The sequence below is a fragment of the Aureimonas sp. AU20 genome (genome assembly GCF_001442755.1).
Lineage (GTDB): Bacteria > Pseudomonadota > Alphaproteobacteria > Rhizobiales > Rhizobiaceae > Aureimonas.
Genome location: NZ_CP006370.1, coordinates 186,498 through 200,049, shown reverse-complemented (window position 1 = coordinate 200,049; position 13,552 = coordinate 186,498). Strand labels below are relative to the sequence as shown.

Genomic DNA, 13,552 nt, shown 5'->3' with positions numbered 1-13,552 from the left:
CCGACATCCGACTTTTCGTCGCTCTTTCCGGACCCGTTTCATTGGAGGCGGAAAGATGGAGGGCGATCATCTTGGTTTATCGCGATCCGTTCGACGTTCGGAGTTGATCCCATGAAGACCCTTCTCCTCTCCGGCCTTGCCGGCCTTTCCCTCTGCCTCGCGGCGGGAACGGCCGCGGCCGCCGACCTGACGATCTATTCCGGGCGGGGCGAGGCCTTCGTCGCGCCGGTGATCGAGATGTTCGAGACCGAAAGCGGTCTCGACGTCGAGGTTCGCTATGCCGGCACGGCGGAACTGGCCGCCCTCCTGCAGGAGGAGGGCGCGAAGTCGCCGGCGGATCTGTTCTGGGCGCAGGACGGCGGCGCGCTCGGCGCGACCGACAAGCTCTTCGCCAAGATGCCGGCCCATGTCGGCCAGAACCAGCCCGAGCACTTCAAGAGCGCGGACGGCAAATGGATCGGCACCAGCGCCCGCGCGCGCGTCATCGTCCACTCGCCGGAGCGGGCGCCCGCCGACACGCTGCCGAAAAGCGTTCTCGGCCTCACTGACGCGGCCTGGAAGGGCCGTGTGGGCTGGGCGCCGAGCAACGGCTCGTTCCAGTCCTTCGTGACGGCGCTGCGCGTCAAGGAAGGCGAGGAGGCCGCCAAGGCGTGGGTGGACGGCATGGTCGCCAACGGGGCCAAGGCCTATCGGAACAATGTCGCCCTGGTGCAGGCCATCGCCGATGGCGAGATCGATGCGGCGTTGACCAACAACTACTATCTCGGTCGCTTCAAGGGGCGGGACGACAAGTTCCCGGTGGAACAGCGCTTCTTCGCAGACGGCGACATCGGCAATCTCCTGAACGTCGCGGGCGTCGGCATTCTGGAGACGAGCGACTCCAAGGAGGCCGCCGAGCGTTTCGCCGCCTTCCTGCTGACGCCCGCTGTGCAGCAATATTTCACCTCCAGCGGCAACGAGTATCCCGTCATCAAGGGCGTTATCCCCAACGCCACTTTGACGAGCGTCGCCACCGTGGAGACGGCCGCGCCGAACGTGCCGCTCGATCAACTCTCCGATCTGCCGGGCACGCTGGAGCTTCTTCGGTCCGCCAACCTCCTGTGAGCCTCCGCTGACCGCTTTGGCCCCTTCCTGGCGCGCCGGTGTGGCGCGTCCGCCCTTGGCCCTGCTCGCTCCCGCGCTTCTCGTGGGGGCGGGCATGCTCGTGCCTTTCGTCTATCTCCTGGCCCGCGCGGCCGAGGCCGACGCCGGGACGCTGGCTGCTCTCGTCCTGCGTTGGCGCACGCTGGAGCTCGTCGGCAATACGCTGAAGCTCGCCGCCTGCGTCGCCGCGCTCGGCACGCTGATCGCCCTGCCGCTCGCCTGGATCACGGTGCGGACCGATCTGCCGGCCCGTCGCCTGTTCGGCTATCTCGCGGTGATGCCGCTGGCGGTGCCGGGCTATGTCATGGCCTATGCGCTGATCGGCCTGTCCGGCTATTACGGCCCGCTCAACCATGTCTTCGGCCTGACCCTGCCGCGCCTCCAAGGCCTGCCCGGCGCGACGCTGGCGCTCTCGCTCTACACGTTCCCCTATCTCTATCTGAACCTTCGGGCGGCGCTCCTCGGCCTCGACCCCAGCCTGGAGGAAACGGCGCGCTCGCTCGGCCGCTCGCGCGCCAATGCGTTTTGCACCGTGACGCTGCCCCATCTGCGACCGGCCCTCCTGTCGGGCTGGCTGGTGGTGACGCTCTATGTGCTGGGCGATTTCGGCGGGGTGGCGCTGATGCGCTACGAGACCTTCTCCTTCGCCATCTACAACCAGTATGCCGGCGCCTTCGACCGGGTCTACGCCGCCTGCCTGTCGCTGATGCTGATGGCGCTGGCCGGCGCGATGCTGATGGGTGAGGGCTGGCTGTCGCGCAGGCGGCGCTTCGGGCGAACGGGAACCGGCGTGCCCCGCGCGGCCGAGCCGGTGCCGCTCGGCCGCTGGCGCTGGCCGGCGCTCCTCTTCTGCGGGCTGGTGCAACTCGCCTCGCTCGGCCTGCCGTTTTTCGTGATCCTCTTCTGGCTCGGCCGCGCGCCCGCCGAGATCGACTGGCCGGCGCTGGGCATGGTGGCCGGGCGGACAGTGCTGGCGGCGCTGCCCTCCGCGCTTTTCGCCGCGCTTCTGGCGCTCCCCGTCGCGCTTCTGGCGGCGCGCCATCGCGGCCCGCTCGCGGCTCTCGCGGAGCGCCTCAGCTATTTCGGCTATGCCGTGCCCCCGCTCGCCTTCGCGCTCGCCGCCGTGTTCTTCGCCCTTTCGGCCGCGCCCTTTCTCTACCAGACGCTGCCGCTTCTGATGCTGGCCTATGCCTTTTCGTTTCTGGCGCTGGCCGTGGGGCCGGTTCGCAGCGCGCTCCTCCAGATGGGGCAGAGGCCGGAGGAGGCGGCGCGCTCGCTCGGCCGGGGGCCGCTGTCCGCCTTTGCCGGGGCGACGCTCCCGCGCCTCGCCCGGCCGCTGGTGGCAGGCGGGCTCCTCGTCTTCATCGTCGTGGTGAAGGAACTGCCCATCACCTTTCTTCTCGCGCCCACGGGCTACACCACCCTGTCCATGACCATCTTCTCGCGCACCAACGAAGGCATGCTCCTGGAAGCCGCTCCCTACGCTCTCGTCACGATCCTGTTCTCCAGCCTTTTCGTCGGGCTCATCATGCGCCACGAGGGAGGGCGGCATTGACGAAGGCCCCTGACGCGCCGCTTCTCCAGGTGCGCGGGCTCGCGCGTCGGTTCGGCGCGGTGGCCGCCGTGCGCGAGGTCGGGTTCGATCTCCAGCCCGGCGAAATCCTGGCGCTGATCGGCCCGTCCGGCTGCGGCAAGTCCACGACGCTGCGCATGATCGCCGGCTTCGAGCCGCCGGACGCGGGCGAGATCCACCTGCGCGGCCGCCGGATCGAAGGGCTCGCGCCGGAGCGGCGCGGCATCGGCATCGTGTTTCAGGACTATGCGCTGTTTCCGCATCTGACGGTGGCGGGGAATGTCGGCTTCGCCATGCCCCAGGTGCCGCGCGCCCGCCGCGCGGCGGAGGCAAGGCCCTTCGTGGAGATGGTCGGCCTGTCCGGCTTCGAGAGCCGCTTTCCCGACCAGCTGTCCGGCGGCCAGCAGCAGCGCGTGGCGCTCGCCCGCGCCTTCGCGGCCCGCCCGGACGCCATCCTTCTCGACGAGCCCTTTTCCAATCTCGACGCGGCCCTGCGGCAGACGACGCGCCGCGAAATCCGCTCGCTTCTGAAGGCGAGCGGCGTCGGCGCCGTCTTTGTCACTCATGATCAGGAGGAGGCCCTGTCCTTCGCCGATCGGGTCTGCGTGATGCGCGAGGGGCGCATCGAGCAGATCGGGACGCCGGACGAAGTCTACGACCGGCCCGCCACGGGTTTCGTCGCGAGCTTTCTGGGGCGAACCAATCTCGTGCGCGCCCGGGCGAGGGGCGGTGAGGTGGAAACGCCCTTCGGCCGGGCGGCTCTTCGCGGAACGGCGGACGGCGACGTCCTCCTCTCGATCCGCCCCGAGCATATCCGGCTGACGGCCGCCGCGAGCGAGACCTTCTCGGCGCTCGTCGTGGAACGCGAGTTCAAGGGCCACGACGCGACGCTCTGGGTGGCGACGCCGGACGGCGCGCAGCATCTCGTCCACGCGCCCCACGGCTCTCCGTTTCGCGTGGGGGATCGCGTGTCCTTCGAACTGGCCGTCGCCGACTTCGTTCCCCTGGCGCGGAACAGCGAAGCCTAGCGTCCGGTCTCGCCTCTCCAAACCATTTATGGCTGGCTCATCCGAGCCCGGCCTCGCGCGCTTTGACGGCTACCGTCTTTTCGGCGGACCGATCCCCCGGTGTCGGGGACAAGGGCCCGACTCTGCTGAACTGCCAACCATTCTTTCGATAGACTTCGACAGCGGCGCCTCGTTGCTTGCGACCCGCTCGCCGGTCGCGGCCCGTTGCCGTGCGCTTCGCTTCGCTCGACCCGAATTGACGTGCGCCGGATTGACCACCCGCTTCCGATGCGCTTAGATCTTTATTGGAGAATGTATTATCTAATAATGTAATACAGGATGGGGCGATGAAACTCTGGATGACCGCAGGCCTTATGGTGGCGACCGCCATCGTCTCCTACCCGGCTTTGGCGGCCGAACCGGTGCGCGGGGGCGTGATCGACGTCGCGACGATCGGCGAGCCGCCGACGCTGGACCCGATGGCCTCCACCGCCGATCTCGTGGGCATCGTCTCGCAGCATATTTTCGAGACGCTCTATACGTTCGGCGCGGATTGGACCGTGGTGCCACTCCTGGCGGAAAGCCTGCCGGAGGTCTCGGCCGACGGGCGCACCTACACGATCAAGCTTCGCCAGGGCGTGACCTTCCATGACGGGTCCACGATGGACTCGGCCGACGTTCTCGCCTCGCTCAAGCGATGGGAGACGGTGGCCTCGCGCGGCCAGCAGGCGGCCAAGATCATCACCTCGATCGAGGCGCCGGACGCCTCGACCATCCGCATCGTCCTGAACGAGCCCTACGCGCCGCTCTTGTCGCTGCTGGCCTTCAACAACGCCGCCGCGATCATCCTGCCGGAGGAGAACGTCGCGGTGCCGATGGAGAAAATCGTCGGCACCGGCCCCTACATGCTGAAGGAGCGCAAGCCTGACCAGTATATCCAGCTGACGCGCTTCGACGGATACCATTCCCGCGAGGACGCATCGAACGGCTATGGCGGCGCGCGGCATCAATATCTCGACGAAATTCGCTTCGTGCCGGTGCCCGATCCCAACACGCGCGTCGAAGGGGCCGTCGCCGGCCAGTTCGCCTATGTGGACTCGATTCCTGTGGAGTCGGTTGGGCGCCTGTCGTCGGGCAAGTCCGAGGCGGTGACGTTGAAGCCCTTCGGCTGGCCGGTGTTCATCATGAACACCAAGGAAGGGCTGATGTCGGACGTCGCCAAGCGGCGGGCGGTGCTGACCGCGCTCAACCCCGAAGACATGCTCATCGCCGGGTTCGGCTCCACCGACTTCTTCGCCGTCGACGGCGCGCTCTATCCCGATGGATATAGCTGGCACAACGAGGAGGGCGTCTCGGCCTATGGGATCGGCGATCCCGAAAAGGCCGCCGCGGCCCTGAAGGAGGCCGGCTACGACGGCACGACGCCGCTGCGCATCCTGACCAGCCGGCAATACGAGTTCCACTACAAGATGGCCGAGGTCGCCGCCGAGTATCTGAAGCTCGCGGGCTTCCCCGTGCAGCTCGACGTCGTGGACTGGGCGACGCTGACGCAGCGGCGCCAGGACCCCAAGCTCTGGGACATCTACATCACCCACTCGCCCTTCCTGCCCGAACCCGCGCTGATCGGCGTGATGCAGGACACCTCGCCCGGCTGGTGGGCGAGCGAGGCCAAGAGCGCGGCCCTGAAGGCCTTCAACTCCGAGGCCGACCCGGCCAAGCGGGCGGAACTCTTCAAGGCGGTTCAGAAGGTTTTCTACGACGAAGTGCCCGCCTTCAAGGTCGGCGACTTCAACGCCGTCGCCGCCAAGTCGCCGGCGCTGAACGGGGTCACTCCGGCGCCCTGGCCCTACTTCTGGAACGCCTCGCTGGCGCAATAGACCTTCGCCGCTCCTCGGCCCGGACGCGGGGTGCGCTCAAGCGCCCCGTGCTTCCCGCCCAATCGGACGGAACCGATGATCACCACCATCGCCAACCGCATCTTCGGCATGCTCGTCGTCATGCTCATCGTCGTCACGATCGTTTTCGTGATCGTGCGCGTGACGCCGGGCGATCCCGCCGCCGTGATGCTCGGTCCCGACGCCAATGCCGCCGACATCGCCGCGCTGCGCACCCAGCTCGGGCTCGACCGGCCCATGCTCGTGCAATACGGCCAGTACATATTCGATGTCGCGCGGGGCGATTTCGGGCAGTCGATCTTTCTCGGTCAGCCGGTGCTTTCGGCCCTGGCGGACCGGGCCGAGCCGACCTTCTTCCTGACGCTCTTCTCGCTCGCCATCGCGGTGGCCATTGCCCTCCCGATCGGCATTCTCTCGGCCTATCGGCGCGGCTCGCTGTTCGATCAGGCCGCGACGACGCTCGCCATGCTGGCGGCCAGCATTCCCAGCTTCTGGCTGGGCCTCCTGATGATCCAGTTCTTCGCCGTGAAGCTCGGCTGGTTTCCGACCTCGGGCTATGGCGGGCCAGGGACCAACTTGGCCGAGCGCCTGCACCATCTCGTCCTGCCCGCCTTCGCGCTCGGCATCGTCTCCTCCGCCCTCATCATCCGCTTCACCCGCGCCTCGATGCTCGACGTGCTCGGCGACGACTATGTGCGCACCGCGCGCTCCAAGGGCATGAGCGAGCGCCGCGTCGTGCTGCGCCACGCCTTGAAGAACGCGCTGATCCCGATCCTCACGATCATCGGTCTGACGGCGGCCCTGCTCATCTCGGGCGCGGTGGTGACGGAAACGGTCTTCTCGCTGCCGGGCGTCGGCAACCTCGTCGTCAACGCGGTTCTGAGGCGCGACTATCCCGTGATCCAGGGCGCGCTGCTTGTGGTCGCCGGGCTCTATGTCCTCATCAATTTCGGGATCGACATGCTCTATATCCTCGTCGACCCCCGGGTGCGCTACTGATGGCCGCCGCTTCCATGGCCGTGTCCGGGCCGGCGGGCGGTCAGTTCCTGCGCGCGCTTCTGCGGCGCAAGCCCGTGGTCGCCGGCCTCGCGGTGCTGCTGCTGATCGTGGCTCTGGCGGTCTTCGCGCCGATGCTCTCGCCCTATTCGCCGTCCAAGCTCTCGCTCGTGAACCGGCTGAAGCCGCCGTCCCCGGTCAATCTGCTGGGCACCGACGATTTCGGGCGAGACGTCTTCACACGGGCGGCGATCGCCGGGCGGCTGTCGCTTCTCGTCGGCTTGTCGGTCGTGGCGGTGTCCTGCCTCCTCGGGGTCACGCTCGGGCTTCTCGCCGGCTTCTTCCGCCGGCTCGACGCGCCGCTCGCCCGGCTCATCGACGCGATGATGGCCTTTCCCGACATTCTCCTCGCCATCTCGCTGGTGGCGGCCCTCGGCCCCTCCGTCGTCAATGTCGTGATCGCGCTCGGCATCGTCTACGCGCCCCGGCTCGCCCGCGTGGTGCGGGCCTCCACGCTGGTGATCCGCGAGCTGCCTTATGTCGAGGCGGCGCGCGCGCTCGGCGTTTCCACCCCGCGCATCCTGGTCCGCCACGTCCTGCGCAATCTTCTCTCGCCGATCCTCGTGCAGGGCACGTTCATCTTCGCCAGCGCCATGCTGGCCGAGGCGGGGCTCTCGTTCCTGGGCGTCGGCGTCTCGCCCAGCGTGCCGACCTGGGGAACGATGATCGCGCAGGGGCGCCAGTATCTCGACCAGGCGCCTTGGATTCTCTTCTTCCCCGGCCTTGCCATCGTTCTCGCCGTCCTGTCGCTGCAACTCGTCGGCGACGGGCTGCGCGATCTTCTCGACCCACGCCTCGCCAAGGATATCTGATCCGTGGACACCCAGCCCATTCTCATCCGCAATGTCCGCCCCGTTGGCTTCGTGCCGGGCGACGCGCCCGGCGCGGCGACCGACATCCTGATCGGCGCGGACGGCCGCATCCAGTCCGTCGGTCCCGCCCTGCTTCCCGCGCCCGCCGCGCGGATCGTGGATGGCGGCGGCGCCTATGTCTCGCCCGGCTGGACGGATCTTCACGCCCATGTCTGGCATGGCGGCACCGACATCTCGATCCGACCCCAGCTCGCGGGCCTGGAGCGCGGCGTCACGACCATCGTTGATGCCGGTTCGGCGGGCGAGGCGACCTTCCACGGGTTTCGCGAATACATCATCGAGCCGGCGGCCGAGCGGATTCTGGCCTTCCTAAACATCGGCTCGATCGGCCTCGTCGCCTGCAACCGGGTTTCGGAACTCATCGACATCCGCTCGATCGACATCGACCGGACGATCGCGGTGGTGGAAGCGAACCGCGACCTCATCGTCGGCATCAAGTGCCGGGCAAGCCACGTTATCCTCGGTTCCTGGGGCATCACGCCGGTGAAGGTGGCCAAGAAAGTCGCCAAGATCCTGAAACTGCCGATGATGATCCATGTCGGCGAGCCGCCGCCGACCTATGACGAGGTGCTGGAGCTGCTGCGGCCGGGCGACATCATCACCCATTGCTTCAACGGCAAGGCCGGCGGCTCGATCATCGAGGACGAGGACCTGTGGGACCTCGTGACCAAATGCGCCGATCAGGGCATCCGCCTCGATGTCGGCCATGGCGGGGCGTCCTTCTCCTTCAAGGTGGCGGAGATCGCCATCCAGCGCGGCCTTCTGCCCTTCTCCATCTCGACGGATCTACACGACCATTCGCTGAACGGCCCGGTCTGGGACATGGCGACCACCATGTCGAAGCTCCTGTCCGTCGAGATGCCCTTCGAGGCGGTGGTGACGGCCTCGACCACGGCGCCCATGTCGGCCGTCAAACTGCCGACCGACGATCTCCTGGGGCTGGGCAAGACGGCCGAACTCACCGTCTTCGATCTCGTGGACAGCGATCTTTCGGTGCAGGACAGCCAGGGCGCCACGGCCAAGCTGCACAAGATGTTCGAGCCGCGCTGGGCCGTGCGGGGCGGCACGCTGGTTCGCGCCTCGCGCCACATGCCCAAGGAAGGGTCGGCCAAGGTCTGCACCTGCGGGGCGCACGGCTGATGGCTCGGGCCGGCGGCATCCTGGCGGGTCTCGGGGCAGGCCCTCGGGCAGGCGGCGAGACGGGGGCCGATCTCGCTCCCGACATCGTCCTGTCCGTGCGCGATCTGCAGACGCATTTCGTGTCGCGCCGCCAGACCGCCAAGTCCGTCGACGGCGTCACCTTCGACCTCCGGCGCGGCGAAACGGTCGCGGTGGTCGGCGAGTCCGGCTCGGGCAAGTCGGTCACCAGCCTGTCGATCATGCGCCTTCTCGCCGAGCCCGGCCGCATCGTCGCCGGGGAGATCCTGTATCGCGACCGGGGGGGCCGGGTGCGCGATCTCGCCCGCGCCGGCCTGCGGGAGATGCGGGCCCTTCGGGGCACCGAGATCGCGATGATCTTCCAGGAGCCGATGACGAGCCTCAACCCGCTCTTCACGGTGGGCGACCAGATCGCCGAGATGATCATGCTGCACGAGCGGATCGACCGGCGCGCCGCGCTGGACCGCGCCGGAGAGATGCTGGAACTGGTGGAGATTCCGGCGGCGCGCCGACGCGTCAACGACTACCCCCACCATATGTCGGGCGGCATGCGCCAGCGCGTGATGATCGCGCTCGCGCTTGCCAACAAGCCCTCGCTGCTGATCGCCGACGAGCCGACAACGGCGCTCGACGTGACGATCCAGGCGCAGATCCTCGATCTCCTGCGCCGGCTGCAGCGCGAGATGGGCATGAGCATCCTCTTCATCACGCACAATCTCGGCGTCGTCGCCGAGATCGCGCGGGAGGTGGTGGTCATGTATGCCGGGCGCGTGGTGGAGCAGGCGCCGGTGCGCGATCTCTTCGCGCGCCCGCGCCACCCCTACACGGAAGGGCTCCTGGCCTGCACGCCGAACGCCGCGCGCGACATCGGCTCCGACGGCCAGCGCCGCCCGCTTCTGCCGATCCCGGGAAGCGTTCCGCCGATCACCGCGCTGCCGCCCGGCTGCACCTATGCGCCGCGCTGCGCCTATGCCGTGCCGGCCTGCACAGCGAGCGTTCCTCCGCTCTTCACCGTCGCCCCCGGCCATCTCAGCCGATGCCTGAGGACGGACCTCCTATGAGCCATGCGCAGACGCTTCAACCCGCCGCCGAGACGCTGCTCTCGGTCGAGAACCTCACCACCCATTTCGCGCTCTCGCACGGAACCGTGCGCGCGGTGGACGGGGTGTCCTTCACCGTCCGGCGCGGCAGCATCGTCGGGCTGGTGGGCGAGTCCGGCTCGGGCAAGACCACGGTCGGGCGCTCCATCCTGCGGCTGATCGAGCCGACCGGCGGCCGCGCCGTCTTCGACGGGCGCAACCTTCTGGACCTTTCGCCGAAGGAGATGCGGGCGCATCGCCGCCGGCTGCAGATCATCTTCCAGGACCCCTACTCCTCGCTCAACCCGCGCATGCGCGTGGGGGCGATCCTCGCCGAAGCGCTGGATACGCACGGGCTCGCCAAGGGCGCGGCGCGCCAGCCGCGCATCGCCGAGCTTCTGACCCGCGTCGGCCTGTCGCCCGACCACGCGCAGCGCTTTCCCCACGAGTTTTCCGGCGGCCAGCGCCAGCGGATCGGCATCGCGCGGGCGCTGGCGGTGGAGCCGGATCTCATCGTCGCCGACGAGCCGGTTTCGGCGCTCGACGTCTCAGTCCAGGCGCAGATCCTCAACCTGATGCAGGATCTCCAGCGCGCCTTTGGGCTCACCATGATCTTCATCGCCCATGATCTGTCGGTGGTGGAATATCTCTGCGACGAGGTTGTGGTGATGTATCTGGGCAAGGTCATGGAGCGCGGGCCGAGCCGCGAGGTCTATGCCCGGCCGCGCCACCCCTACACCAAGGCGCTGATCGCCACCGCGCCGGTGCCCGATCCGACGATCGAGCGCGAGCGCGTGATCCTCAAGGGCGACATTCCGAGCCCGATGAACCCACCGTCCGGCTGCGTCTTCCGCACCCGCTGCCCGGAGGCGGCGGAAATCTGCGCCGCCGCCGTGCCGCCGGAGGAGGAGGTCGGGCCGGGCCATTTCACGGCCTGTCTGCGCCAGGACGAGCTCGTCCGCGCCGGCCGCCTCTGACCCGCTCTCGCGCCCGCTTCCCTCCCTTGAACATCGCTGGAACCCTGGCTCATGTCCATTCTTCAGCCGGCCCGCGCCGGACCGACCGCCCCCTATGAAAGGCTCGCCGCGCTCGGCATCACCCTGCCGCCCGCCCCGCCGCCGATCGCCAATTTCGTGACTCATGTGGTCGAGGGCCGGCTTCTCTACCTGTCGGGCCAGGGCCCGCGCGAGATCGACGGTTATCTCCACAAGGGAAAGGTGGGATTGGACGTTTCGGTCGAGGAGGCCTACGGCCATGCGCGGCTGACGGGCATCAACCTTCTCTCCGTCATGCAGGACGCGCTCGGCGATCTCGGCCGCGTCCGGCGCATCGTGAAGCTTCTCGGCATGGTCAACGCCGAGGCCGATTTCGACGATCACCCCTCGATCATCAACGGCTGCTCGGACCTGATGATCGCGGTGTTCGGCGACGCCGGGCGCCACGCGCGCTCGGCCGTCGGGCTCGGCTCCCTGCCGGGCCGGATCACCGTCGAGATCGAGGCGATCGTGGCGATCGACTGACCCAACACATGCCCAACCCGATGCCGACCGGCGCCCTAGCCCTCCCGCCCGTTCCAGCCCAGGCGCCCCTCGATGCGCCGGGCGGACTGGCGCACCGCCTCCGTGTAGCGCTCGCGCGCCTCCGCCACCTTGAAGTCGGGCAGCACAACGGAGATCGTGGCCGTGCAGGAGCCCTTCGGGTCGAGGATCGGCGCGGCGACGCAGGCCACCGAATAGGCGGATTCGCCGGCCTGGATCGACAGCCGGTCGGCCAGCGCCTCGGCCGAGCGGATCGCCAGCGTCTCGGGGTTCAGCTCCGCCCGGCCGGTGGGGGAAACCTTGGCGCAGCGGCGGAAGATCTCGACCCGTTCGGCCTGCGGCAGGTGGCCGACCAGCAACCGACCCGACGCCACCCAGTTGAGCGGCACGCGCGAGCCGACGCGCGAGGTGACCTGGAAATGGTCCCGCCCCTCCGCCATGGCCAGCACCACCATCATGTCCTCGTCGCGCCCGCAGATCTGGATCGTCTCGCCCAGCTGCCGGTTGAGATCGATCATCTCCTCCTTGGCGATCGCCATCAGGTCGATCGAGCGCTCGTAGGCGAGGCCGTAATGGTAGAGGCGCGGCCCGAGCCAGACCGTGCCGCCTTCGCCGCGCACGAGAAGGCCCTTCTCCACCAGATCGTCGACGATCGTATAGATGGTGGAAAGCGGCGCCTTCACCGAATGGGCGAGGTCGTAGGCCGTCGCCGGGCGTCCGGTGTCGCGCAGCTGGTCGAAGATCTGCAGCGCGCGGTCGATGCCGCTGACGCGCGAGCGCCGGGCCGCGCCCGCCGCCTCCTGCGCTCCGCCGTCCTTGGCCGGGGCGATCGCTCCTCTTGCCATTGTCGTCTCATCCGATCGAGGCCTGCTCATCCGGCCCCGACCATACCCATCCGGCCCGGCCGTTGAAACCACCCCGGCTCAAAGCCTCGAACCGAACCGCGAACCAAACCCAAGGACCCCACCGCATGAACGACGACATTCGCATTCGCCTCGGCCTGCGCCCGGTCATCAACGTCTCGGGGACGATGACCTCGCTCGGCGCCTCGATCGTCGTGCCGCAGGCGGTGGAGGCCGTGACGGCAGCGCTGCCGCAATTCATCGAGATCGGCGCTCTTCAGAAGCTGGCGAGCCGCACGATCAGCCGGCTGACGGGCGGCGAGGCCGGGTTCGTCACGGCCTCCTGCGCCGCCGCGATCACGCTCGCGGTCGCGGGCGCCATGACGGGAGACGATCTCGCGGCGATCGAGCGCCTGCCGCAGACCGACCGCCTCGCGCGCGACGAGGTGCTGATCCAGGCCGGGCACATGGTCGGCTACGGCTCGCCGGTGGAGCAGGGCGTGCGCCTGTCCGGCGCCAAGGTCGTGCCGGTCGGGCAGGCGACCAGCGTCATGGCCTATCAGATGGAAGGCGCCATCACGGAGCGCACGGCCGCCGCGCTCTTCGTCGTCTCGCATCACACGGTCCAGGTCGGCCAGATGGGCCTTGCCGAGTTCGTGGAGGTCGCCCATGCGCGCGGCGTGCCGGTGATCGTGGACGCTGCGTCGGAATACGACCTGCGCCGCTTTCTCGAAGCCGGGGCCGATCTCGTGCTCTACTCCTCGCACAAGTTTCTCGGCGGGCCGACGGGCGGCATCGTGGCCGGGCGCCGCGATCTCGTGCGCGCCGCCTATTTCCAGAACAACGGCATCGGCCGGGGCATGAAGGTCGGGAAGGAAGGGATCGTCGGCACGATCGCCGCGCTGGAAGCCTGGGAGGTCCGCGATCACGCCGGCATTCGCGCTCGCGAGAGCGAAGCGCTGGATGTCTGGCAGCGCACGCTCGCCGACTTCGCGGGGGTGGAGGCCGCGATCGATCCCGATCCGACCGACAATCCGCTCGACCGGCTGAAGGTCCACGTGAACCCGGCGGAGGCGCATATCACGGCCTGGGACCTCGCCGACGCGCTGGCCAGCAACGGCACGCACCCGGTCATCGTGCGCGATCACGAGGTCGAGCACGGGCACTTCTATCTCGACCCCTGCAACCTTCATCCCGGTCAGGCGGAGATCGTTGCGGAGCGCCTGCGCGAGGAACTCGACATCGCGCGCCGCTCCAACGACATCATCAGCAGCGACTTCGCGGCCCGTCGCAAGCGCCGGGCCATCAACAACTGGCCGGACTGACGGCTCGCGGCGGAGGCCTCTCGGCGGGAAAGGGGCTTGTCGCCGGAGGCGCGCGCGCGGAAGA

Annotated in this window: 12 protein-coding genes; 11 read left to right on the top strand and 1 reads right to left on the bottom strand. The window is 68.6% G+C overall.

Going from position 1 to position 13,552, the window contains the following annotated elements; all coding sequences use genetic code 11:
• Nucleotides 1-111: 111 nt before the first annotated feature.
• From M673_RS21950 to M673_RS21905, 10 genes are all read left to right on the top strand, one after another.
• On the top strand, nt 112-1,104 hold the full coding sequence (locus M673_RS21950; protein WP_061978857.1) for an iron ABC transporter substrate-binding protein: 993 nt from the start codon (nt 112-114) through the stop codon (nt 1,102-1,104).
• A 55-nt stretch (nt 1,105-1,159) separates the two neighbouring features.
• Nucleotides 1,160-2,698: an ABC transporter permease gene (locus tag M673_RS21945; protein ID WP_244493111.1), complete on the top strand. Its 1,539-nt coding sequence runs from the start codon at nt 1,160-1,162 to the stop codon at nt 2,696-2,698.
• On the top strand, nt 2,695-3,744 hold the full coding sequence (locus M673_RS21940; RefSeq protein ID WP_061978855.1) for an ABC transporter ATP-binding protein: 1,050 nt from the start codon (nt 2,695-2,697) through the stop codon (nt 3,742-3,744). The genes M673_RS21945 and M673_RS21940 overlap by 4 nt, the downstream gene beginning before the upstream one ends.
• A gap of 338 nt (nt 3,745-4,082) precedes the next feature.
• Nucleotides 4,083-5,600, top strand: coding sequence for an ABC transporter substrate-binding protein (locus M673_RS21935; protein ID WP_061978974.1), 1,518 nt, complete (start codon nt 4,083-4,085; stop codon nt 5,598-5,600).
• 75 nt (nt 5,601-5,675) lie between these two features.
• A complete protein-coding gene (locus tag M673_RS21930) occupies nt 5,676-6,617 on the top strand; it encodes an ABC transporter permease (protein WP_061978854.1) in 942 nt (313 codons plus the stop codon).
• A complete protein-coding gene (locus M673_RS21925) occupies nt 6,617-7,486 on the top strand; it encodes an ABC transporter permease (RefSeq protein WP_061978853.1) in 870 nt (289 codons plus the stop codon). The genes M673_RS21930 and M673_RS21925 overlap by 1 nt, the downstream gene beginning before the upstream one ends.
• Before the next feature lie 3 nt (nt 7,487-7,489).
• Entirely contained in the window at nt 7,490-8,686 is a 1,197-nt protein-coding gene (locus M673_RS21920) for an amidohydrolase/deacetylase family metallohydrolase (protein ID WP_061978852.1), read from the top strand.
• Complete coding sequence (locus M673_RS21915) at nt 8,686-9,765, top strand: ABC transporter ATP-binding protein (RefSeq protein ID WP_082640014.1); 1,080 nt, start codon at nt 8,686-8,688, stop codon at nt 9,763-9,765. The genes M673_RS21920 and M673_RS21915 overlap by 1 nt, the downstream gene beginning before the upstream one ends.
• Nucleotides 9,762-10,760 (top strand): ABC transporter ATP-binding protein, encoded by a 999-nt coding sequence (locus M673_RS21910; protein WP_061978851.1) that lies wholly within the window; start codon nt 9,762-9,764, stop codon nt 10,758-10,760. The genes M673_RS21915 and M673_RS21910 overlap by 4 nt, the downstream gene beginning before the upstream one ends.
• A 51-nt stretch (nt 10,761-10,811) precedes the next feature.
• Entirely contained in the window at nt 10,812-11,303 is a 492-nt protein-coding gene (locus M673_RS21905; protein WP_061978850.1) for a RidA family protein, read from the top strand.
• A 35-nt stretch (nt 11,304-11,338) separates the two neighbouring features.
• Here M673_RS21905 and M673_RS21900 read toward each other — a convergent pair whose 3' ends face one another.
• Nucleotides 11,339-12,166 (bottom strand): IclR family transcriptional regulator, encoded by an 828-nt coding sequence (locus M673_RS21900; RefSeq protein WP_148640224.1) that lies wholly within the window; start codon nt 12,164-12,166, stop codon nt 11,339-11,341.
• 125 nt (nt 12,167-12,291) lie between these two features.
• Here M673_RS21900 and M673_RS21895 point away from each other — a divergent pair, with 125 nt between their 5' ends.
• A complete protein-coding gene (locus M673_RS21895; protein WP_061978848.1) occupies nt 12,292-13,488 on the top strand; it encodes an aminotransferase class V-fold PLP-dependent enzyme in 1,197 nt (398 codons plus the stop codon).
• The last annotated feature ends 64 nt before the right edge of the window (nt 13,489-13,552 follow it).

Excerpts from the sequence above, each read along its gene's own strand:
- M673_RS21950 (WP_061978857.1), top strand. The coding sequence starts at position 112 with ATGAAGACCCTTCTCCTCTCCGGCCTTGCCGGCCTTTCCCTCTGCCTC.
- M673_RS21935 (WP_061978974.1), top strand. The coding sequence starts at position 4,083 with ATGACCGCAGGCCTTATGGTGGCGACCGCCATCGTCTCCTACCCGGCT.
- M673_RS21930 (WP_061978854.1), top strand. The coding sequence starts at position 5,676 with ATGATCACCACCATCGCCAACCGCATCTTCGGCATGCTCGTCGTCATG.
- M673_RS21925 (WP_061978853.1), top strand. The coding sequence starts at position 6,617 with ATGGCCGCCGCTTCCATGGCCGTGTCCGGGCCGGCGGGCGGTCAGTTC.
- M673_RS21915 (WP_082640014.1), top strand. The coding sequence starts at position 8,686 with ATGGCTCGGGCCGGCGGCATCCTGGCGGGTCTCGGGGCAGGCCCTCGG.
- M673_RS21910 (WP_061978851.1), top strand. The coding sequence starts at position 9,762 with ATGAGCCATGCGCAGACGCTTCAACCCGCCGCCGAGACGCTGCTCTCG.
- M673_RS21905 (WP_061978850.1), top strand. The coding sequence starts at position 10,812 with ATGTCCATTCTTCAGCCGGCCCGCGCCGGACCGACCGCCCCCTATGAA.
- M673_RS21900 (WP_148640224.1), bottom strand. The coding sequence starts at position 12,166 with ATGGCAAGAGGAGCGATCGCCCCGGCCAAGGACGGCGGAGCGCAGGAG.
- M673_RS21895 (WP_061978848.1), top strand. The coding sequence starts at position 12,292 with ATGAACGACGACATTCGCATTCGCCTCGGCCTGCGCCCGGTCATCAAC.